Below are 20,890 nucleotides of genomic sequence, written 5' to 3'. Positions count from 1 at the left end.
TCGGTGCGCACGCCTAGGCTGGTGGGGCTATGACATCGCTCTTCGAGAACCTGCCGCTGCCCGGATTCGACCTCGCGTCCCTCGGGGACTCGTCGCGCCTGCCGACCACCGCGCCGCGGTGGGACGAGGCGCCCGACGGCGGAGGTTCCGCGCGCACGTCCGCCCGCCCGGGGCGGGGCTCGGCGGAGCGTGCCGACGCGGCGGGCCGCGACGAGGAGGGGCACCGCGTCGGTGGCTTCTCGCACATCGACCCGGACGCGCTGCTCGACGGGATGAACCCGCAGCAACGTGAGGCCGTGGTGCACGCGGGCAGCCCGCTGCTCATCGTGGCGGGTGCGGGCTCGGGCAAGACCCGGGTCCTGACGCACCGCATCGCGTACCTGCTCGCGACCGGCCGGGCGCGGCCGGGCGAGATCCTCGCGATCACCTTCACCAACAAGGCCGCCGCGGAGATGCGCGAGCGCGTCGAGTCGCTCATCGGCCCCGCGGCCCGGTACATGTGGGTCTCGACGTTCCACTCGGCGTGCGTGCGGATCCTGCGCAAGGAGGCCGCGGCGCTCGGGCTCAAGTCGAGCTTCTCGATCTACGACGCGGCCGACTCGCAGCGGCTCATCACGCTCGTCAGCCGCGAGCTCAACCTGGACGTGAAGAAGTACCCGGCACGGACGCTGTCGAACAAGATCTCGGACCTCAAGAACGAGCTGATCGACCCCGAGCGCTACGCGCGGGAGAGCGGTGCCTCCGCTGCGGACGGCGCACAGAGTGCCGGTGGTCCGGCCAACGCGTTCGACCAGGTCCTCTCGGACGTCTACTCGCGCTACCAGGCCCGCCTCGCGCAGGCCCATGCGCTCGACTTCGACGACATCATCATGACCACGGTCAACCTCCTCCAGGCGTTCCCTGCGGTCGCGGAGCACTACCGTCGCCGGTTCCGGCACGTGCTGGTCGACGAGTACCAGGACACCAACCACGCGCAGTACGTCCTGGTGCGCGAGCTCGCGGGGGCGAGCGCCCCGCCGGCGCAGGGCGAGGACGGCACCTGGGCGCCGGGCGTCATCCCGCCCGGCGAGCTGACGGTCGTCGGTGACGCCGACCAGTCGATCTACGCCTTCCGTGGCGCGACGATCCGCAACATCCTCGAGTTCGAGGCCGACTACCCGAACGCCCGCACCATCCTGCTCGAGCAGAACTACCGCTCGACGCAGAACATCCTCTCGGCCGCGAACGCGGTCATCTCACGTAACGTCGACCGCAAGCCCAAGCGCCTGTGGACGGACGCGGGGGCCGGCGTCAAGATCATCGGCTACGTCGCGGACAACGAGCACGAGGAGGCGCGCTTCATCGCCGAGGAGATCGACCGCCTCGGGGACTCGGACGGCGTGCGCCCGGGCGACGTCGCGATCTTCTACCGGACCAACGCCCAGTCCCGCGCGCTCGAGGAGGTGCTGATCCGCGTCGGCCTGCCGTACAAGGTCGTGGGCGGCACCCGCTTCTACGAACGGCGCGAGATCAAGGACGCGATCGCCTACCTGCGTGCCGTCGCGAACCCCGACGACGACGTGAACCTGCGCCGCATCCTCAACGTGCCCAAGCGCGGCCTCGGCGACCGTGCCGAGGCCCTGGTCGCGGCGTTCGCCGAGCGCGAGCGCATCTCGTTCGCGGCGTCGCTCGACCGGGCCGAGGAGATCCCGGGCATGACGACCCGGACCCTGAACCCGCTGCGCTCGTTCCGCGAGCTGTTCCACGGGCTGCTCGACCTGTACGCGACGGGGGCGACGCCCGCGGAGATCCTCGGAGCGGTCCTCGACCGTTCGGGCTACCTCGCCGAGCTGCGGGGCAGCGACGACCCGCAGGACGGTTCGCGCGTCGAGAACCTCGCCGAGCTGCACGCGGTCGCGAGCGAGTTCACCGAGCTCGAGCCCGAGGGCACGCTCACGGACTTCCTGGAGCGCGTCTCGCTCGTCGCGGACTCGGACCAGATCCCGTCGAGCGACGACGAGGGCCACGAGGGCAAGCCCGTCGTCGACCCGGGCGTCGTGACGCTCATGACGCTGCACACGGCCAAGGGGCTCGAGTTCCCCGTGGTGTTCCTCAGCGGCATGGAGGACGGCACGTTCCCGCACATGCGCTCGCTGCACGACGAGAGCGAGCTCGCCGAGGAGCGGCGCCTCGCGTACGTCGGCATCACGCGTGCCCGGGAGCGGCTCTACATCTCGCGCTCCGCGGTCCGGTCGGCATGGGGCATGGCCAACGAGTTCCCGCCCAGCCGGTTCCTCGACGAGATCCCCGAGGACCTGTGGGACTGGCGCCGCAAGGAGTCGTCCATGGCGACCCTGCGCGGCCCGGGCGGCTACACGGGCGGGTGGGGCTCGTCGTCGGGCGGCTCGCGCGGCGGCTCGGGCAGCGGCTACGGCTCCGGGGGCTCGGGCTCGCGCAACGGTGCGGTCCGCACGCGTACCGTCACGCCCAACCCCGACGGTCCGAAGTTCGGCTCGGCGACCCCGCGCAAGGAGGGGGACATCCCCTCGCTCGCGATCGGTGACAAGGTCACGCACGACGCCTACGGGCTCGGCACGGTCGTCGCGGTCGAGGGTGCGGGCACCAACGCGGTCGCCAAGATCGACTTCGGTGCGGACGGCACCAAGCGTCTCCTGCTGCGCTTCTCGCCCGTCACCAAGCTCTAGGCGCCAGGTCCCGACGCCGGTTCGTCCGGGAGGCCGTCGGCTCACCTGCATCGGGCGAGCGGCGCCGTCGGGCAGGTCAGGGCGCCTTTCCTGGCCTCGTCCGGCCGCCCGGCGGGCGTGCCGCGACGGGCACCGCTGCGCCTGCGGACGCCCCCGGGGTGTGGCCAACGAGACAGCGCCCGAGCGGGGAGACGGCCCGCCCCGGGTAGGTCCCGGCGTGCTGCCGGGCTACCCTGTGACGGGATGTCTCGATGTCGAGACATCGGTTAGCCGGTCAGGCAGTCAGATGGAAGGACGACACAGGGTGGACCTGTTCGAATACCAGGCGCGCGACATCTTCGAGAAGCACGGGGTTCCCGTGCTGGGCGGCGTGGTCGCCACGACCCCTGAAGAGGCTCGCGAGGGCGCTGAGAAGCTCGGTGGCGGGACCGTGGTCGTCAAGGCCCAGGTCAAGGTCGGCGGTCGCGGCAAGGCGGGCGGCGTCAAGCTCGCCCACTCGCCCGAGGAGACGGCCGAGAAGGCGTCCGAGATCCTCGGCATGGACATCAAGGGACACACGGTCCACCGCGTCATGATCGCGGAGGGCGCGAAGATCGCCGAGGAGTTCTACTTCTCGGTGCTCCTCGACCGGGCCAACCGCTCGTACCTCGCCATGGCGAGCGTCGAGGGCGGCATGGAGATCGAGGTCCTCGCGGTCGAGCGCCCCGAGGCTCTCGCCAAGGTCGCCGTGGACCCGACCGTCGGCATCGACCAGGCGAAGGCCGACGAGATCGTCGCCGCCGCCGGGTTCGCCGACGACGTCAAGGCACAGGTCGCCGACGTCATCCAGAAGCTGTGGACCGTCTACAAGGAGGAGGACGCGACCCTGGTCGAGGTCAACCCCCTGGTCCGCACCGAGGACGGCTCGATCGTCGCGCTCGACGGCAAGGTGACCCTCGACGAGAACGCCGGCTTCCGCCACGCGGACCACGAGGCGCTCGAGGACAAGGACGCGGCCGACCCTCTCGAGGCCAAGGCCAAGGAGAACGACCTCAACTACGTCAAGCTCGACGGCCAGGTCGGCATCATCGGCAACGGCGCGGGCCTCGTCATGAGCACGCTCGACGTCGTCGCCTACGCGGGTGAGCAGCACGGCGGCGTCAAGCCCGCCAACTTCCTCGACATCGGCGGCGGCGCGTCCGCGGCCGTCATGGCCGCAGGCCTGGACGTCATCCTCAACGACGAGCAGGTCAAGAGCGTGTTCGTGAACGTCTTCGGCGGCATCACGGCGTGCGACGAGGTCGCCAACGGCATCGTCCAGGCGCTCGCGATCCTCGGCGACGAGGCGAACAAGCCGCTCGTCGTCCGCCTGGACGGCAACAACGTCGAGGAGGGGCGCGCGATCCTCGCGGAGGCGAACCACCCGCTCGTCACCCTGGCCGAGACGATGGACGGCGGCGCCGACAAGGCTGCCGAGCTGGCCAACGCCGCTTCCTGACCCGAGACCCGAGAGAGAAAACAGACAGACATGGCAATCTTCATCAACGAGGACTCCAAGGTCATCGTCCAGGGCATGACGGGTTCGGAGGGCCAGAAGCACACGACGCGCATGCTGGCCTCCGGCACCAACATCGTGGGCGGCGTGAACCCGCGCAAGGCCGGCACGTCGGTCTCTTTCCCGAAGGGTGAGGGCACCGTCGACGTCCCCGTCTTCGGGTCCGTCGCCGAGGCGATCGCCGCCACGGGTGCCGACGTCTCCGTGATCTTCGTGCCCCCGGCGTTCACCAAGTCGGCGGTCGTCGAGTCCATCGAGGCCGGCATGCCGCTGACCGTCATCATCACCGAGGGCGTCCCGGTCGCGGACTCCGCGGAGTTCTTCACCCTGGCCGAGGCCAAGGGTGTCCGACTCATCGGCCCCAACTGCCCCGGCATCATCAGCCCCGGGAAGTCGAACGTCGGCATCATCCCGGCCGACATCACGGGCCCCGGCAAGATCGGGCTCGTCTCGAAGTCCGGCACGCTGACCTACCAGATGATGTACGAGCTGCGTGACTTCGGCTTCTCGACCGCGATCGGCATCGGCGGCGACCCGATCATCGGCACCACGCACATCGACGCCCTCGCGGCGTTCGAGGCGGACCCCGACACCGAGGCGATCGTCATGATCGGCGAGATCGGTGGCGACGCCGAGGAGCGCGCCGCGGCGTACATCCAGGCGCACGTGACCAAGCCGGTCGTCGGCTACGTCGCGGGCTTCACGGCTCCCGAGGGCAAGACCATGGGCCACGCCGGCGCCATCGTGTCCGGCTCGTCGGGCACCGCGCAGGCCAAGAAGGAGGCCCTCGAGGCCGCGGGCGTCAAGGTCGGCAAGACGCCGTCCGAGACCGCCGCTCTCATGCGCGAGATCCTCTCCTGATCACGTCCTGCTGAGCACCCGCTCAGCAGGTCCGACGGCGCCCGGCCCCCCTTCGGCCGGGCGCCGTCGGCGTACCCTGTTCTTCCCGGACGCGCGCCGGCGCCCGGTCGCGCACCGGGCAGGTGCGCTGATCGCGGGCGCGCCGCCCGACCTGCACCGCCAGGGCCGACCGATCGACGACGATGGAGACCATGACCACGCCCACCCAGTCCGTCGCCGGGCGACGGGCACCCCGTACGGTCGAGGAGCCCGCCCGCGGTCCTCGTCGTCCCCTCGAAGCCCCTCGGCGCTGGATCTCGGGCATGGTCGCCGCGCTCCAGGCGCTCGCGCTCTCGCTGGCCGTGGTGATCCTGCCGGCCGTCGCGGCATTCCTCGCGTCCTCGGCCGGGCCCGGCGACGGTGACGCGGGGGGATGGGGCCAGTCGGTGTCGGTCGCGGCCGGGTTCTGGCTCCTGGCCCACGGCGTCCCGCTCGCGGCCGCAGGCACCTCGATCACCCTGGTGCCGCTCGGCCTCACGTTCCTGGTGGTCTTCACGTGCTTCGCGTCGGCCCGCCGCTCGGCGCACACCGCGACGTCGTCGTGGGCCGTCGGGGTCGGGGTCTACGCCGTCGCGACGCTCGTCATCGCGCTGCTCGCCGGGTCCGCCCCGGGGTGGGACGTCCTGTTCGCGCTGCTGGGCGGGACGGTCGTCGCGGGGGTCGGCCTCGGTGCCGGGATCCTCTCGCGCCCCGACGCTCCACGGGTCGGCGACCTGACCGCGGCCCTCGACCCCTACGTCCCGCCCGTCGTGCGGCTCGGGGCTCGTGCGGGCCTGCTGGGCCTGGCCCTGCTGGTCGGGGTGTCGAGCCTCGTGGTCGGCGCCTGGGTCGTCGCGGGCCGGGCGACGTCGGGGGACATCGTCGTGGGCCTTGCGCCAGGCCTGCTCGGCGGACTGATCCTCGCGGTCTCGCAGCTCGCGGTCGTGCCGAACCTGGTGCTCTGGGTGAGCTCCTGGATCGCGGGCCCCGGCTTCGTGGTGGGCGAGGGGAGCAGCTTCACGACGAGCGCGTCCGAGCCGGGTGCGCTGCCCGCCGTCCCCCTCCTGGGCGCCCTGCCCGGACCCGAGTGGACCACGGTCCTGGCCTCGTTCGCGCCCGTGGTCGTCGTGCTCCTGGGCGTCGTCGCCGGGGTGTTCGTGTGGCGTCGCTGCGGTGGGCACGACGCCCGGTGGGCGGACCTGGGGCTCGCGCTGCTGGGTCTCGCCCTCACGGCCGGGCTGCTCGTGGTGACCCTGCAGCTCGTGGCGGGTGGCGCCGTCGGGCCGGGGCGCATGGCGCAGGTCGGTGCCCCGCCCCTGCTCGCCGGAGGCATCGTCGCCGCCGAGCTCGCGGGCGGGGCGGCGCTCGCCCTCGTGTGGGGCAAGGCCGCCGTCACCGAGCGGGTGCGTCACCGACACGACGACGCCGCGCCCGACGACGCCGCCGCACCCGTCGACTGACGCGGGGGCGACCGGCCGGGCCTACTGGCCCAGCCGGTCCTTGGTCCACTGCTCGCGCGCCTGCTCGTACTGCACGGCGCACTCCTGCTGCGCGGCGACCGTGATGGCGCCGTCGAGGCACTGCTGGTTGTCGAGCTCGACGTCCCACATGGCGAGCCCGCCCAGCATCGACAGCGACATGGTCGCGGTCAGGCCCAGCCCGACGGCGACCGCGGGCAGCAGCGCGCCGCCCAGGCGGGCGCGCCAGACCGCGCGCATCGCGCGGACCCCGAACACGATGGTCACGACCGCGAAGAAGAGGCTCGAGACCCGCCACGGGAACGCGAGCGAGCTCGTGACGAGCGTGACGAGCATGAGCAGCCCGAAGTGCAGCACCTGCCGCGTCGTCGCGCGCAGCGTGTCGGGGTCGACGGGCACGGGAGGTTCGCCCGGTGCGGGAGGGCCGCCGGCGGGGCGCCCGGGCCGGGCCTGCCCGGGCGGCACGCCCTGGGTGTGGGGAGCCGGGGGGCCCTGCACCGGGGGAGGGGTGGGCTTGCGCGCCTCGTCGGTCGGCTTCTGGCCGGGACGTGGGGGCGCGTACGGGTTGCCCATGGGCAGCTCCTCGGTGCTTCGCGGGTGGCGACGGCGCGGACCGGTGCGCAGCCCCCGCCCGGTGGAGGGAGCAGACCGGCACCTCTCCGGCGCGGACTAGGGTGGTACCTGGCTTTTCTCCCCCCATTCTCCACCACTGCCGACGCCTCCGAGGAGCACCGTGCGCACACCTTCCGGTCAGCCCATCGACACGACGAGCGCGGCGCGGGTCGTCGTCCTGGTCTCGGGGGCGGGCAGCAACCTCGCTGCGCTCCTCGCGGCGCACGAGGACCCCGCCTACGGGGCGCGGGTCGTGGGTGTCGTCACGGACAAGCCGGGCGCGGGGGCGCTCGACCTGGCGCGCGAGGCGGGGGTCGCGTCGGTCGTCGTCGCGCCGGGCGACTTCGCGGACCGCGACGCGTGGAACGACGGCGTCGCGGAGGCCGTGGCGGTCTTCTCGCCGGACCTGGTGGTCCTCGCGGGCTTCATGCGCATCCTGAGCCCGGCGTTCGTGGACCGGTTCGCGGGCCGGACGATCAACACGCACCCGGCGTTGCTGCCGTCCTTCCCGGGCGCCCACGGGGTGCGCGACGCGCTCGCGTACGGCGTCAAGGTCACGGGCTGCACGGTCCACGTGGTCGACAACGGCGTGGACACGGGGCCGATCATCGCGCAGGCGACCGTGGCGGTCGAGGACGCCGACGACGAGTCCACGCTGCACGAGCGCATCAAGGTCGCTGAGCGGGCGCTGCTGGTCGAGACGGTCGGCCGGGCGGCGCGCGAGGGCCTGCGGGTCGAGGGGCGCCGGGCGCTGCTGGGTTGACGCCACGTGTCGCACGAGAGGGGTTCACCTGTTCGAGACGGGTGCTTGGACGACGGTCCGGGGGACCCGTCTCGGACGGGAAGACCCGTCTCGCGGCAGGCCGTTGAATCGGCCTCTTGACCTGCTCCTTGATCAACGAGTACGTTGATCAACGTAACTGTTGATCACGACGAGCAGGCCGACATGACCCTCCTGGACGACCCGCACGACGAGTCAGGCACCGACGACCTCGACCGCGCGTTCCTCGCGCTGGCCGACCCGGTCCGCCGGAGCATCGTCGCCACGCTGTCCAGAGGTCCGGCAACGGTCAACGAGCTCGCCGCACCCTTCCCCATCACGAAGCAGGCCGTGTCCCGGCACATCCAGGTCCTCGAGACCGCGGGTCTCATCACCCGCAGCCGGGACGGCCAGCGACGACCCTGCCACCTCGACCCCGCCGCGCTCGAACGGCTCACGGCGTGGATCGACGAGTACCGGCTCACCGCGGAGCGGCAGTACCGCCGGCTCGACGCCCTCCTCGGGCGGCTCCAGGCACCGTCGTCGGCCCCATCGAAGGAGCAGTCATGAGCAGCACGCACCCCACGACCGTCACGGCCCCTCCGGGAACGCCCTTCATCGAGGTCGTCCGCGACGTCGACGCCCCGCGTCCCCTCGTGTTCCGGGCCTTCACCGACCCGACGCTCGTCACGCAGTGGCTCGGTCCCCGTCGCTACGAGATGGTCCTCGACCACTGGGACGCCAGGACGGGCGGCTCGTGGGCCTACGCCCACCGCGAGGGCGAGGAGGAGTACGGGTTCTTCGGCACGTTCCACTCGGTCGTCCCGGACACCCGGGCCGTCCAGACCTTCGAGTTCGCTGGTGCCCCCGGGCACGTGAGCCTCGACGAGGTCACGTTCGAGGACCTGCCGGGGGGCGGGACCAGGATCGTCACGCGCTCGGTCCACCAGTCGGTCGAGGCGCGGGACGCCATGGTCGGCTCGGGCATGGCCGACGGCATGAGCGAGGGCTACGACCGCCTCGACGAGCTGCTGGCCTCGGACGTCGTCGCCTGACGGCGGCCCTCCGCCGCCGAGGCCCGCAGCGCCCTCCGTCGAGATGCGGCGATTTGGGGTCCGGTGCGCTCTCCGACCCCAGGTGGCCGCATCTCGACCGGCACACCCACCCGACGGCGCCACGCGCCCCGGGGGAGCGGGGCGCCCCGGGTGCGGGGCGCCGTCGGGCCACCGCGCCCCGGCCCGCCCGCCCCGGGGCGCGGTAGGATCGGAGGCGGCCGCGACTGGCGAGGGTGGGAACGACCACCGGGGAGCGTCCGATCGACCTGTTGGTGCGTCGTCCGCCTGGGCGCCTGGGTGACCGGTATCTTCCCGCGACCCGCTGACGACCCACAGGAGCCCCTTGATGTCCGCAAGCTCGCCCGCAGCCCCCACCTCTCCCGACGTCCAGATCGCCGACGACGCCCAGCGCCCCGTGCGCCGCGCCCTCCTGAGCGTCTACGACAAGACCGGCCTCGTCGAGCTCGCCACGGCTCTGCACGCCGCGGGCGTCGAGCTCGTCTCGACCGGCTCGACCGCGTCCACGATCGCCGCGGCCGGTGTCCCCGTGACCAAGGTCGAGGACCTCACCGGGTTCCCCGAGTGCCTCGAGGGGCGCGTCAAGACGCTGCACCCCCGCGTGCACGCCGGGATCCTCGCGGACACCCGCAAGCAGGACCACCTCGACCAGCTGGCGCGGCTCGAGATCGCACCGTTCGAGCTCGTGGTCGTCAACCTCTACCCGTTCGCGGACACCGTCGCGTCGGGCGCCGGTCCGGACGCCGTGATCGAGCAGATCGACATCGGCGGCCCCTCGATGGTCCGCGCCGCGGCGAAGAACCACCCGAGCGTGGCCGTCGTCGTCGACCCGGCCGCGTACGGCGACGTGGTCGCCGCGGTCCAGCGCGGCGGCTTCACGTACGCCCAGCGCAAGGCGCTCGCGGCGCAGGCGTTCGTGCACACCGCGACCTACGACGTCGCGGTCGCGTCCTGGATGAGCAGCGTCGTCGCGCCCACGGACGCCGCGGAGGTCGACGGCGAGACCGTCCACACCGGCTTCCCCGCGTGGGTCGGCGCCACCTGGGACCGTGCCGACGTGCTGCGCTACGGCGAGAACCCGCACCAGCGCGCCGCGCTCTACACCAACGGGCACGGCGCCACGGGCCTCGCGCAGGCGACCCAGCTCCACGGCAAGGCCATGAGCTACAACAACTACGTCGACGCGGACGCCGCGTGGCGTGCCGCGCACGACCACGGCGACGCCCCGACGGTCGCGATCATCAAGCACGCCAACCCGTGCGGTGTCGCGGTCGGCGCCGACGTCGCCGACGCGCACGCCAAGGCTCACGCGACCGACCCGGTCTCCGCGTACGGCGGGGTCATCGCGACCAACGCGGTGGTGAGCGCGGCCGCGGCCGAGCAGATCGCGGGCGTGTTCACCGAGGTCGTCGTGGCCCCGGGCTACGAGCCCGAGGCGCTCGAGATCCTCTCGCGCAAGAAGAACGTCCGCCTGCTCCAGGTCGACGGCGCCCCGAGCGCGGGCGTCGAGATCCGGCCCATCTCGGGCGGTCTGCTCATGCAGCAGGTCGACCGCATCGACGCCGCGTCCGAGACCGGCGGCGACAGCCCCGCGTCGTGGACGCTCGCGACGGGCGAGGCCGCGGACGCCGAGACGCTCGCGGACCTCGAGTTCGCGTGGCGGGCCGTGCGCGCCGCGAAGTCGAACGCGATCCTGCTCGCGAAGGGCGGGGCCGCGGTCGGCATCGGGATGGGGCAGGTCAACCGCGTCGACTCGTGCCGCCTGTCGGTCGAGCGTGCCAACACGCTCGGCGCCGAGGGCGAGGAGCGTGCGCGCGGCTCGGTCGCCGCGTCCGACGCGTTCTTCCCCTTCGCGGACGGTCTGCAGGTCCTGCTCGACGCGGGCGTGAAGGCCGTGGTCCAGCCCGGTGGGTCGGTCCGTGACGACGAGGTCATCGCGGCCGCGCAGGCGGCCGGCGTCACGCTGTACCTGACGGGAACGCGCCACTTCGCGCACTGATCCGTCCGCAGGGCCGGTCCGTCCGCCGGGCGGGTCGGCGCCTGGCTGGGGCCGAGCATGCGGTTGCCGTCGGTCGACCATGCGGTTGTCGTCCGGATCCACGCGGATCCGGACGACAACCGCATGCTCGGCAGCGGGGCTGGGGAGCGGGAATCGGCAGCGAGGGGGTGCGCCTCAGACGACCGCGTCGCGCAGTCTGCGGCCGGGGTCCGTCGCGACCTCGACGTCCACGTGCAGCGCCACGTCACGGTTCATGAGCTTGCGCACCTGACCCACCTCGCGCGGCGCGTCGACCACGAGGATCGCGCGCACGGTCGCGAGCCGGTGCCCCTCGGCGTTCGTGCGGTGCGCCCCCGCCACGGTCTCGAGGTAGAGCGCGGTCCAGCCCTCGTGGCCCGTGGCGCCGCCGCTCGGGTCGCCGCGGTAGACGACCTCGTGGAACGGCGAGGGCGTGCCGAACAGCGCGATGTCGTGCCCGAGCTGCTGCGAGAACACGTACGGCGCGTGCTGGGGGACCGGTGCCAGCCCCAGCAGCTCGCGGACGGGTTGCGGCTCGGCGGGCATCTCGTCGATGCCGAGGATGGCCCGCACGGTCGGCTCGGGGTCGTGCAGGGCCGCGGACCAGTGCCCGCCGGGCACGGGCCCGAACACCGCGTTGTCGCGCGTCGCGCAGTCGCCCACGGCGTACAGGCGACGGAGCGCCTTGAGGGGCAGGTGCCCCGAGGTGCCCGACGGCGCCGCGACGGTCGGGGGAGCCACCCGCCCTGCGCCGTTGACCCGGATCGAGCCGCGCGGGTCGAGCGGGAGCGTGCCCTTGAGCCACGCGGTCGCGGGCTTGGCGCCGACCGCGGCCAGGACCAGGTCGCCCTCGATCGTCCGCCCGTCCGCGAGCACCACGGACCGCGGGCCCACCTCGGTGACCTGGGCCCCGGTGAGCAGGCGAGCGCCGGCGTCGGCGTACCAGCGGACGAGGTGCCCACCGACCTCGGCGCCGAGCGGACGCTCGAGCGGGGTCTGCGCGGCCTCGAGCACCGTGACGTCGCACCCGGCCTTCGACGCGACCCCGGCGACCTCCGCGCCGATCCAGCCCGCGCCGATCGAGACCAGGCGCGTGCCGGGGGTGAGGCGTTCGCGCAGGTGAGCGGCGTCGTCGGCGGTGTGCAGGGTCAGGGCGGCCTCCCAGCCGGGCGGGCGCACGGGTTCGGAGCCCAGGGCGAGGACCGCGACGTCGGCCGTGACGCGTCGGCCGGAGCGGGTCGTGACCGTGACGGACTCGGTGCCGGGCTCGAGGTCGACCGCCGGGTCGTCGAGCAGCGCCTCGTCGGCGAGGACGCTGACGTCGACCCCGATCTCCTCGGTCAGCCAGGCCGGGTCCGGCCGGGTGAGGAGCTCCTTGGACAGCGGCGGGCGGTCGTAGGGCGGCACCCCCTCCGACCCGAGGATCGTCACGCGACCCGTGAACCCGTGTGCCTGCAGGGCCGCGACGGTCTGAGCGCCGGCGAGACCTGCGCCCACGACGACGACCGACCCGGCCGCAGGGCGCCGCGAGTGCGGCAGGACAGCAGTGGTGACTGGTGAGGGCACGATCCCTACGGTAGTCGGCGGTAGGCTCGGACTCGTGAACTGGTGGGAAGCGTGAGCGACGTCACCGCGCCCGGGCGCGGACCGCACAACGGCACCCCGACGCAGCATCGACCGCCGGCGGCACCCGCCTGGCACCGGCTCGACGGCGCGTCGGAGACCGCGGGCGCCGCAGAGGGACAGGCAGCGCCCGGGGACCCGCTCGCACCTGTCGCCCCGCCCTCCGGGATCCCCCGGGTCTCCGGCGGCGACGGGGGTACCAAGCCTCTCGACCGGCCGTCGACGGTCGTCGTGCCCGCCCCCCAGAGCAACCTCGCGATGTGGCTCGTCCTCGCCGGGGTGCTGCTCGCGGTCGCGGTGACGCTGGTCGTCGGGGCGCGCGCGGGAGTGCTGGTCCTCGTGGGGATCCTCGTCGCCGGGGCGGGAGTCCGGGCCTTCCTGCCAGGTCCGGGACCCGTGGGGCTCACGGTCCGCACCCGCTGGACCGACGTCATCATGTACCTCTTCATGGCTGGCGCCATGGGCACGCTCGCCGTCACCGTCCCCAACATCTGACGGCCGCTGCGCCCGGGACGGCACGAGGCCCGGCCCGCAGCAGCGGACCGGGCCTCGTCGCGTCGGCAGAGCCGCGGTGTCAGGCCTTGGGGGCCGAGCCGCCGGTCGGCTCGTCGCCCGAGGTGTCGGTGCTCGTGCCCGTCTCCGGGGCCTCGGCGACCTCGACGGTCTCGGTCACCTCGACCGTCTCGACCGTCTCGACAGCGGCCGGAGCCGCTGCGGCGGGAGACGTCGCTCCCTCGGCGACCGCGGCAGCGGTCGCGGTGCCGGCGGTGCCTGCGGACTTCTCGGCCACGACCGCGGCCTCGTCGACCACGAAGACCTCGTCCTCGGCCAGGAGGTCGTCCTGGACGGGGGCGAAGGCGAACGCACGGTAGAACAGGGCGGCGATCGCCGCGCCCGCGAGCGGGGCGACGATGAAGAGCCAGAGCTGGCTCCAGGTCCACCCGCCGGCGAAGACGGCGGCGGCGAACGAGCGGGCGGGGTTGAGCCCTGCGTTCGTGAACGGCGCGACGACGATCAGCAGCACCGTGAGGGTCAGGCCGATCGCGACCGGCGCGAGCTTGGAGTTCGAGCGCTTGTCCGTGACGCCGAGGATCACGCCGACGAAGATGGCGGCCGCGACGATCTCGATGATGAGGGCGGACCAGACGCTGAACGAGAAGGCGCCGTTCGTCGCGGTCGCGAGCGGGGAGTGCTCCCCGAAGCCGTTGGCGGTCGCGGAGAGGAAGGCCTGTTGCGTCGCGTCGGCGATCAGGCCGCTCTGCTGGAGCACGGGGAGCGCGGAGGCGGGGATGGTCGCGAAGAGCACGGCGGAGGCGATGACGCCACCGACGAGCTGGGCGAGCCAGTAGGGGAGGACGTCGGCCCAGGCGGTGCGGCCGCCGATGGCCGCGCCGAGCGTCACGGCCGGGTTGAAGTGTCCGCCGGACACGTGCCCGACCGCGGCGATCCCTCCGAGCAGCGCGATACCGCCGGCGAGAGCGACGCCGATCGTGCCCGTACCGAGGCCGCCGACGCTGTAGAGCGCTGCGCCGAGGATCGCGAGGACGAGGAAGAACGTGCCGAAGGCTTCGGCGCCGAGCCGGGCGAGCAGGCTCGGCCCGACCACGACGGTCGTCTCGTCGACGACGACTGCGTCAGGTGCTGAAGTGTCCTGGGACATGGTGTTCCTGTCTGGTGTCTGTAAGGGGTCCGGGAAGGCCGGACGTTCGGGATGAACATGCGAGGTCGGTGCAGAACCGGCATCTCGGAGGCATCCTGCCACCGATGTCTGGGAGTTCGCTGATCAGTTCGTGACCAGTCTCACTCCGCGAGCGCGACCGCGCCAGAGGGGCGGGCCGGGGCCCGCTGGTGGGCGGCGCCGTCGGGGCGTGCCGTGCTCTGCCGCGCGCACCGGACGGAAAGTATCTTGATGTCGAGAAGTCGAGTACCCTGGGCGGCGGTCAGCATCAACGGTTCGCGCGCGCGAGTTCCGGCACTCGCCGGTAGCCCCCGGGCGGCCGCAGGTTCCCCTCGCAGAGTTGGAGTTACCCCCGCATGGGCAAGATCAAGGTCGTCAATCCGGTCGTCGAGCTCGACGGTGACGAGATGACGCGCATCATCTGGCAGTTCATCAAGGACCGCCTCATCTACCCCTACCTCGACATCGACCTCAAGTACTACGACCTGTCGATCGAGAACCGCGACGCCACCGACGACCAGGTGACGATCGACGCGGCGAACGCCATCAAGCAGTACAACGTGGGCGTCAAGTGCGCGACCATCACCCCCGACGAGGCACGCGTCGAGGAGTTCGGCCTGAAGAAGATGTGGGTCTCCCCGAACGGGACCATCCGCAACATCCTCGGTGGCGTCGTCTTCCGCGAGCCCATCATCATCTCGAACATCCCGCGCCTGGTGCCGGGCTGGAACAAGCCGATCATCATCGGCCGTCACGCCCACGGCGACCAGTACAAGGCGACCAACTTCAAGGTCCCCGGCGCCGGCACCCTGACGCTCACCTACACGCCTGCCGACGGCTCCGAGGAGATCAAGCAGACCGTCGTCACCTACGGCGACGACGGTGGTGTGGCCATGGGCATGTACAACTTCAACGAGTCCATCAAGGACTTCGCGCGCGCCTCGTTCGCGTACGGCCTGCAGCGCAACTACCCGGTGTACCTGTCGACCAAGAACACGATCCTCAAGGCCTACGACGGCCAGTTCAAGGACCTGTTCCAGGAGGTCTTCGACGCCGAGTTCAAGGACCAGTTCGAGGCCGCCGGCCTCACCTACGAGCACCGCCTCATCGACGACATGGTCGCCTCGGCCATGAAGTGGGAGGGCGGCTACGTCTGGGCCTGCAAGAACTACGACGGCGACGTCCAGTCCGACACCGTCGCGCAGGGCTTCGGCTCGCTCGGCCTCATGACGTCGGTCCTCATGACCCCCGACGGCAAGACCGTCGAGGCCGAGGCCGCGCACGGCACCGTGACGCGTCACTACCGCCAGCACCAGCAGGGCAAGCCGACGTCGACCAACCCGATCGCGTCGATCTTCGCCTGGACCCGTGGCCTCATGCACCGCGGCAAGATCGACGGCACCCCCGAGGTCACGGCGTTCGCCGAGACGCTCGAGGACGTCGTCATCAAGACGGTCGAGTCCGGCAAGATGACCAAGGACCTCGCGCTCCTGGTCGGCCCGGAGCAGGAGTGGCTGACGACCGAGGACTTCCTCGCGGCGCTCGACGAGAACCTGGCCGCACGCCTGGCCTGATCCTCGTCCCCGCACGCCCGATGGCGCCGCTCACCTCCTCCGGTGAGCGGCGCCGTCGGGCGTTCTCAGGGGTGGGGACGGGGCCGCGCACGGCCCGACGCGGCCCTGCGCGTGCGGCGCGGGCACCGCCCGCGGGTGTGACGGACGCCCCACGGACGAGGTTCGCGAGTACCCCTGGGGAGCGCGGGGGCGTTGTGACAGAGTGTGGCCATGACAACTCCCGTGAACGTGACCGTGACCGGAGCCGCCGGTCAGATCGGTTACGCCCTGCTGTTCCGCATCGCCGCAGGTCAGCTCCTCGGACCGGACGTGCCCGTCCGCCTGCGACTGCTCGAGATCCCCCAGGGGGTGAAGGCGGCGGAAGGCACCGCGATGGAGCTCGACGACTGCGCCTTCCCGCTGCTGGCGGGCATCGACATCTTCGACGACCCGCGCGCCGGGTTCGAGGGGGCCAACGTCGGCCTGCTCGTCGGAGCGCGTCCCCGCGGCCCGGGCATGGAGCGCGGCGACCTCCTCGAGGCCAACGGTGGCATCTTCAAGCCGCAGGGCGAGGCGATCAACGCCGGCGCGGCCGACGACGTCCGCGTGCTCGTCGTCGGGAACCCGGCGAACACCAACGCGCTCATCGCCGCGTCGAACGCCCCCGACGTGCCGAAGGACCGCTTCACCGCCATGACGCGCCTCGACCACAACCGCGCGCTGACGCAGGTCGCCAAGCGTGCGGGCGTACCCGTCTCCGAGGTCCGCAAGGTCAGCATCTGGGGCAACCACTCGGCCACGCAGTACCCGGACGTCTTCCACGCCGACGTCGCCGGTCGCCCGGGTGCCGAGCTCGCCGCCGACTCGGCCTGGCTCACGGGCGAGTTCATCCCGACCGTCGCGAAGCGCGGTGCGGCGATCATCGACGCGCGCGGCGCCTCGTCGGCCGCCTCGGCCGCGAACGCCGCGATCGACCACGTGTTCGACTGGGTCAACGGCACGCCCGAGGGCGACTGGACGAGCGCGGGCATCGTGTCCGACGGGTCGTACGGCGTCCCCGAGGGCCTCATGGCCTCGTTCCCCGTGGTCTCGCGCGGCGGGCGCTGGGAGATCGTCCAGGGCCTGGAGATCTCGGACTTCTCGCGCGAGCGCATCGACGCCTCGGTCGCGGAGCTCGTCGAGGAGCGCGACGCGGTGCGCGGGCTCGGCCTGATCTGACCTCGTCCCGGGAGCCGGAACCGAGGGTGGCCACGCAGCCCGTCGTGGTCGTCTGACCACCCTCGGCGTCGGAAAATCCCTGCGTGCGCGTCGGACCCCCGCCATAGGATCGACGCGCCATGACCGATGCACCCACCGGCACTCCGACCGGCCCAGACCATGTCGTCCCTTCCCCGTCCGTCACCTCGACGGACCCCGCGCGCCGCCTCGACTGGCGGCGCCTGCGCGGGCCCCAGGCCGTCGTCGCGCTCGTCGCGCTCACGATCGGTGCGATCGGTGCCGCGTACGGCACCGTGGTCGCGGGCTGGCTCGCCGCGGACCCGACGACGGCGACGCTCCAGCTCCTCGCCGCGTGCGTCGTCGGCGCGGCCCTGCTCGACACCGTCGGACAGGTGGTCTGGGCCGGGGTCGTCGACCGGGCCGAGGGGCGCCTGCGCGGAGACCTGCTCTCCGCGGCCCTGCACCAGCCGCTGGACACCCTCACCGAGCAGGCCGTGGGCGAGGTGCTGGACCGCGTCGACGACGACACCCATGCCGTCGGCACGCTCGTACGTCGTCAGGCGTGGGGTGCAGGACGCACGCTCGTCGGCGTGGTCCCCATGTGGGTCGTGGCCGGGCTGACGTGGTGGCCCGCGTGGATCCTGTTCCCCGTGCTCGGCCTGGTCGCCGGGCTGGTCGTGCGCCCCATGCTCGGGGAGATCGCTCGCCGGAAGGTGATCGAGGAGGCGGCCTGGACGGACCATGCGGCCGCGTTCGAGGAGGCCGTGGCCGCGCGCGACGACCTGCGCACGAGCCTGGGCCAGTCGTTCGCCGTGCGCAGGCTCGCCGAACGGTCGGCGCAGGTCCACCGACGCTTCGAGTCCGTTCTCTCGGTCGAGTCGAGCATGCTCCGGCGTGCCGGGCTCGTGCTCGCCTCGCTGCTCGCAGGTGTGGCGGTCTCGGGTGCGGCGCTCGCCGCGGACGGCCAGCTGGGCGTCGACCGTCTCGTCACGCTGTTCCTGGTCACGTCGATGTTCGTGGGGCAGACCGACAACCTCGTCCACCACCTGCCCGACATCCAGGAGGGGCTCGGGGCGCTCACGCGCATCCGGCAGATGCTCTCGGTCGCCCCCGAGCCGGTGGGTGGGCGCCCCGTCCCGGAGGGACCCGTGGGCATCGAGCTCCGGGACGTCCACTTCTCCTACGCCGAGGGCACGTTCGCCCTCGACGGCGTGAGCCTGGACGTGCCGGCCGGCGCGACGATCGCGCTCGTCGGTCGGACGGGCTCGGGCAAGTCGACCCTCGCGTCGCTGCTGTCCCGGGCGGTCGAGCCGCCCCGCGACGCGGTGTTCGTGGGCGGCGTCGACGTGCTCGACCTCGACCTGCAGGCGCTGCGCGCCGCGGTGGGCGTCGTGACCCAGCGGACCGAGATCCTCGCGGGCACGCTCGCGGAGAACGTCGCGCTGTTCGCCGACGTCCCGCGCTCGTCGATCGAGGACGCGGTGCGCGAGCTGCGCCTCGACGACTGGGTGGCCGGGCTGCCCGACGGGCTCGACACGGTGCTCGGCCCCGGCGGGACGTCCCTGTCGGCGGGGGAGGAGCAGCTCGTCGCGTTCGCCCGCCTCCTGGTGCGCGACGTCCAGGTCGTCGTCCTGGACGAGGCCACGGCGCGCATGGACCCGTTGACCGAGGCCCGGGTCGTGGCCGCCTCGGAGCGGCTGCTCGCGGGCCGCACGGGCGTGCTCGTCGCGCACCGGCTCACGACGATCGAACGCGCCCGCCTGATCGCGGTGCTCGACCGGGGGAGCGTCGTCCAGCAGGGTGACCGGGCCGCGCTCGCGCGGCTCGCGGGTCCCTACCGTGACCTGCTCGAGGCGAGCGTCGCGCAGGACGGGCTCGCGTCGCCGGCACCGGCCGAGGGTGCAGGCAGTCTCGAGCGCGGGGCCCGCCCGGACCACGGGCTCGACGACGCCGGTTCGAGCGGTGAGCGTCCGGCCGCGGCTCCGGGGCAGGCGGACGAGGCCGTCGGCGGTCGGCGCCGACTGGGCGCACCCCCGGTCCTCGCCGACCCGGGAGACGGCCCCAGCCTCGCGCGCGGCGTGCTGCACGCGCTGTTCGTGCGTCCGGCGTGGGGCGTCGTGGGGGCCGGGCTGTTCCTCGTGGCGAGCCTCGTCTCGGCGCAGGGAGCGGTCACCGGGTTCCTCTGGGGGCGCGCCGTCCAGGGGCTCGACGAGGGCTTCCCGGCGGGGCTGCTCGTCCCGTTCGCGGTCCTCCTCGTGGTCGCGCCGCTGTGCCTCGCGCGCGCCCTGTACGTCTACCCGCGCTGGTGGATCGAGGTCCTGCTGCGCGTGCGCATGTCGGTCATGACGGGCCAGACGCGCCAGCACCGGCTCACGGCGACGCCGCCCGGCGAGGTCGTGGCGCGAGCCATGGACGCCGACCGCTTCGTGCGGTACGCGGACCGCTGGGTCGACCTCGTCAACGGGCTCGTCATCGCGGGCGTCACGGCGCTGCTCAGCCGGTCGTGGCTCGCGGGGGCCGTGCTGCTCGCGGTCATGGTCGTGTCGGCCGCTGCGTCGGCGCTCGGACGACCGATCGCCGGTCGGTCGGCCACACGCTCCTCGGCCGCGCGTGCCCGGTTCGGGCGGTCGCTGGTCTCGGCGCTCGACTCGGCGCGTACCGTCAAGCTCGCGGCCCGGACCCCGCAGGTGCACGCGCACCTGCACGAGGTCGACGCGGGCCGGGTGCGGGCCGCGATCTTCGAGCACCGGGTGCAGGCCGCGCTCGACGGCGTGCCGCTCGTCATGATCCAGCTCGGCGTCGTCGCGGCGTGGGCGGGTCTCCTGACGGGTACGTGGGACCTCGCGACGGCGCTCCTGGTCGCGAACGCGGTCAACGGCTTCGGGTGGTTCGGCGTCGTGGCCGGGGCGGTCGTGACCGAGGCGCCCGGCACCCGGTCCTGGCAGCGGGCGACGAGCCGCCTCGCCGCGGGGGCGGACCTCATGGACGTGCCGCCCGGCGTCGACCTGCTCACCGGTGCGGCGCCCACGCCGGCGCCCAGCCCCCGGCAGGCGCTCGAGCTCCTGGAGCTGGCGGGCGTGAGCGCGCTGCACGACGACGGCACGATCGGTGTGCAGGGCGTCGACCTGACGATCGAGCGCGGCGAGCTCGTGCTGCTGCTCGGCCAGGTGGGTGCGGGCAAGTCGAGCCTCCTCGCGGCCCTCGCCGGGCTCATGGAGCACACGGGCCACATCCGGTGGAACGGGACCGACGTCGAGGACGCGCAGACGTTCCTGCGTCCGGGGCAGGTCGCGCACGTCGCGCAGGTCCCGCGCGTGCTGTCGGGAACGTTCGCCGACAACGTGCGGCTCGGTCACGAGCGTGAGGTCCAGGGACCGGTCGCGGCCGCGCGCATGGAGCGGGACGTGGTCGAGGCGGGCGGGCACGGGGCGCTCGTGGGGCATCGCGGTGTGCGGCTCTCGGGCGGTCAGGTGCAGCGGCTCGCGCTCGCCCGGGCGCTCGCGACCGACGCCGAGCTCCTCCTGGCCGACGACGTGTCGAGCGCCCTGGACGCCGCGACGGAGATCGAGCTGTGGTCGTCGCTGCGCGAGCGCGGGACCACCGTGATCGGTTCGACCTCGAAGCGCGCGGCTCTCGCGCGTGCGGACCGGGTCGTCGTCCTGCACGAGGGTGCGATCGCGGAGGTCGGGCCGTGGCGCGACCTGGCGCCGAGGTGGGGGCATCTCGCGGGCTGACCCGCAGCGTCGATTCGTCCCGTTCCGAACCTCGAGGCCGGGGGGGG

The 20,890-nt window shown here is 73.0% G+C and carries 15 protein-coding genes and 1 riboswitch; of the genes, 12 read left to right on the top strand and 3 right to left on the bottom strand.

Features of this window, described 5'->3' with window-relative positions:
• Positions 1-29: 29 nt before the first annotated feature.
• The 4 genes from pcrA (at position 30) to H9640_RS04100 (ending at position 6,557) form a co-directional block, all read left to right on the top strand.
• Positions 30-2,684 carry a DNA helicase PcrA gene (gene pcrA / locus H9640_RS04115; protein WP_191789432.1) on the top strand — a complete coding sequence of 885 codons (2,655 nt, stop codon included), beginning with the start codon at positions 30-32 and terminating at the stop codon, positions 2,682-2,684.
• Positions 2,685-2,988: 304 nt separating this feature from the next.
• The gene (gene sucC, locus H9640_RS04110; protein ID WP_191789431.1) at positions 2,989-4,161 is read left to right on the top strand and encodes an ADP-forming succinate--CoA ligase subunit beta; all 1,173 of its coding nucleotides are present in this window, start codon (positions 2,989-2,991) and stop codon (positions 4,159-4,161) included.
• A gap of 30 nt (positions 4,162-4,191) precedes the next feature.
• A complete protein-coding gene (gene sucD / locus H9640_RS04105; RefSeq protein ID WP_191789430.1) occupies positions 4,192-5,079 on the top strand; it encodes a succinate--CoA ligase subunit alpha in 888 nt (295 codons plus the stop codon).
• Positions 5,080-5,270: 191 nt separating this feature from the next.
• The gene (locus H9640_RS04100) at positions 5,271-6,557 is read left to right on the top strand and encodes a cell division protein PerM (protein WP_191789429.1); all 1,287 of its coding nucleotides are present in this window, start codon (positions 5,271-5,273) and stop codon (positions 6,555-6,557) included.
• Between the two features lie 21 nt (positions 6,558-6,578).
• Here the strand turns inward: H9640_RS04100 and H9640_RS04095 are convergent, their stop codons facing one another.
• On the bottom strand, positions 6,579-7,148 hold the full coding sequence (locus tag H9640_RS04095; protein WP_191789428.1) for a hypothetical protein: 570 nt from the start codon (positions 7,146-7,148) through the stop codon (positions 6,579-6,581).
• Positions 7,149-7,308: 160 nt separating this feature from the next.
• Here H9640_RS04095 and purN point away from each other — a divergent pair, with 160 nt between their 5' ends.
• From purN to purH, 4 genes are all read left to right on the top strand, one after another.
• Positions 7,309-7,950 carry a phosphoribosylglycinamide formyltransferase gene (purN, locus tag H9640_RS04090; protein WP_056762537.1) on the top strand — a complete coding sequence of 214 codons (642 nt, stop codon included), beginning with the start codon at positions 7,309-7,311 and terminating at the stop codon, positions 7,948-7,950.
• Positions 7,951-8,133: 183 nt separating this feature from the next.
• A complete protein-coding gene (locus H9640_RS04085) occupies positions 8,134-8,517 on the top strand; it encodes an ArsR/SmtB family transcription factor (protein ID WP_191789427.1) in 384 nt (127 codons plus the stop codon).
• Positions 8,514-9,002, top strand: a complete 489-nt coding sequence (locus H9640_RS04080; RefSeq protein WP_191789426.1) for an SRPBCC family protein — start codon at positions 8,514-8,516, stop codon at positions 9,000-9,002. Before H9640_RS04085 ends, H9640_RS04080 begins: the two co-directional genes overlap by 4 nt.
• Before the next feature lie 210 nt (positions 9,003-9,212).
• Positions 9,213-9,300: riboswitch (ZMP/ZTP riboswitch) on the top strand.
• 48 nt (positions 9,301-9,348) lie between these two features.
• A complete protein-coding gene (gene purH / locus H9640_RS04075; protein ID WP_191789425.1) occupies positions 9,349-11,019 on the top strand; it encodes a bifunctional phosphoribosylaminoimidazolecarboxamide formyltransferase/IMP cyclohydrolase in 1,671 nt (556 codons plus the stop codon).
• A gap of 174 nt (positions 11,020-11,193) precedes the next feature.
• Here purH and H9640_RS04070 read toward each other — a convergent pair whose 3' ends face one another.
• Positions 11,194-12,603: an NAD(P)/FAD-dependent oxidoreductase gene (locus H9640_RS04070; RefSeq protein WP_318243634.1), complete on the bottom strand. Its 1,410-nt coding sequence runs from the start codon at positions 12,601-12,603 to the stop codon at positions 11,194-11,196.
• Positions 12,604-12,654: 51 nt separating this feature from the next.
• Between H9640_RS04070 and H9640_RS19550 the strand changes: the two genes are divergently transcribed.
• Positions 12,655-13,155, top strand: a complete 501-nt coding sequence (locus H9640_RS19550; RefSeq protein ID WP_204808092.1) for a DUF3017 domain-containing protein — start codon at positions 12,655-12,657, stop codon at positions 13,153-13,155.
• Between the two features lie 79 nt (positions 13,156-13,234).
• Here the strand turns inward: H9640_RS19550 and H9640_RS04060 are convergent, their stop codons facing one another.
• On the bottom strand, positions 13,235-14,320 hold the full coding sequence (locus H9640_RS04060) for an aquaporin (protein WP_191789422.1): 1,086 nt from the start codon (positions 14,318-14,320) through the stop codon (positions 13,235-13,237).
• A gap of 374 nt (positions 14,321-14,694) precedes the next feature.
• Between H9640_RS04060 and H9640_RS04055 the strand changes: the two genes are divergently transcribed.
• The 3 genes from H9640_RS04055 to H9640_RS04045 all read left to right on the top strand — a co-directional run bounded on the left by H9640_RS04055 (position 14,695) and on the right by H9640_RS04045 (position 20,843).
• Complete coding sequence (locus tag H9640_RS04055; protein ID WP_191789421.1) at positions 14,695-15,912, top strand: NADP-dependent isocitrate dehydrogenase; 1,218 nt, start codon at positions 14,695-14,697, stop codon at positions 15,910-15,912.
• 210 nt (positions 15,913-16,122) lie between these two features.
• On the top strand, positions 16,123-17,109 hold the full coding sequence (locus H9640_RS04050) for a malate dehydrogenase (protein WP_191789420.1): 987 nt from the start codon (positions 16,123-16,125) through the stop codon (positions 17,107-17,109).
• Positions 17,110-17,228: 119 nt separating this feature from the next.
• Complete coding sequence (locus H9640_RS04045) at positions 17,229-20,843, top strand: ATP-binding cassette domain-containing protein (RefSeq protein WP_191789419.1); 3,615 nt, start codon at positions 17,229-17,231, stop codon at positions 20,841-20,843.
• The last annotated feature ends 47 nt before the right edge of the window (positions 20,844-20,890 follow it).

It is taken from the genome of Oerskovia gallyi, assembly GCF_014836745.1.
GTDB lineage: Bacteria > Actinomycetota > Actinomycetes > Actinomycetales > Cellulomonadaceae > Oerskovia > Oerskovia paurometabola.
The sequence above is the reverse complement of the archived record's forward strand: the minus strand, read 5'-3'. Positions and strand labels throughout refer to the sequence as shown.

What these genes read in the sequence shown, in the direction of transcription:
- pcrA (WP_191789432.1), top strand. Translation starts at nt 30, where the DNA reads ATGACATCGCTCTTCGAGAACCTGCCGCTGCCCGGATTCGACCTCGCG.
- sucD (WP_191789430.1), top strand. Translation starts at nt 4,192, where the DNA reads ATGGCAATCTTCATCAACGAGGACTCCAAGGTCATCGTCCAGGGCATG.
- H9640_RS04100 (WP_191789429.1), top strand. Translation starts at nt 5,271, where the DNA reads ATGACCACGCCCACCCAGTCCGTCGCCGGGCGACGGGCACCCCGTACG.
- H9640_RS04095 (WP_191789428.1), bottom strand. Translation starts at nt 7,148, where the DNA reads ATGGGCAACCCGTACGCGCCCCCACGTCCCGGCCAGAAGCCGACCGAC.
- H9640_RS04085 (WP_191789427.1), top strand. Translation starts at nt 8,134, where the DNA reads ATGACCCTCCTGGACGACCCGCACGACGAGTCAGGCACCGACGACCTC.
- H9640_RS04080 (WP_191789426.1), top strand. Translation starts at nt 8,514, where the DNA reads ATGAGCAGCACGCACCCCACGACCGTCACGGCCCCTCCGGGAACGCCC.
- purH (WP_191789425.1), top strand. Translation starts at nt 9,349, where the DNA reads ATGTCCGCAAGCTCGCCCGCAGCCCCCACCTCTCCCGACGTCCAGATC.
- H9640_RS04060 (WP_191789422.1), bottom strand. Translation starts at nt 14,320, where the DNA reads ATGTCCCAGGACACTTCAGCACCTGACGCAGTCGTCGTCGACGAGACG.
- H9640_RS04055 (WP_191789421.1), top strand. Translation starts at nt 14,695, where the DNA reads ATGGGCAAGATCAAGGTCGTCAATCCGGTCGTCGAGCTCGACGGTGAC.
- H9640_RS04050 (WP_191789420.1), top strand. Translation starts at nt 16,123, where the DNA reads ATGACAACTCCCGTGAACGTGACCGTGACCGGAGCCGCCGGTCAGATC.
- H9640_RS04045 (WP_191789419.1), top strand. Translation starts at nt 17,229, where the DNA reads ATGACCGATGCACCCACCGGCACTCCGACCGGCCCAGACCATGTCGTC.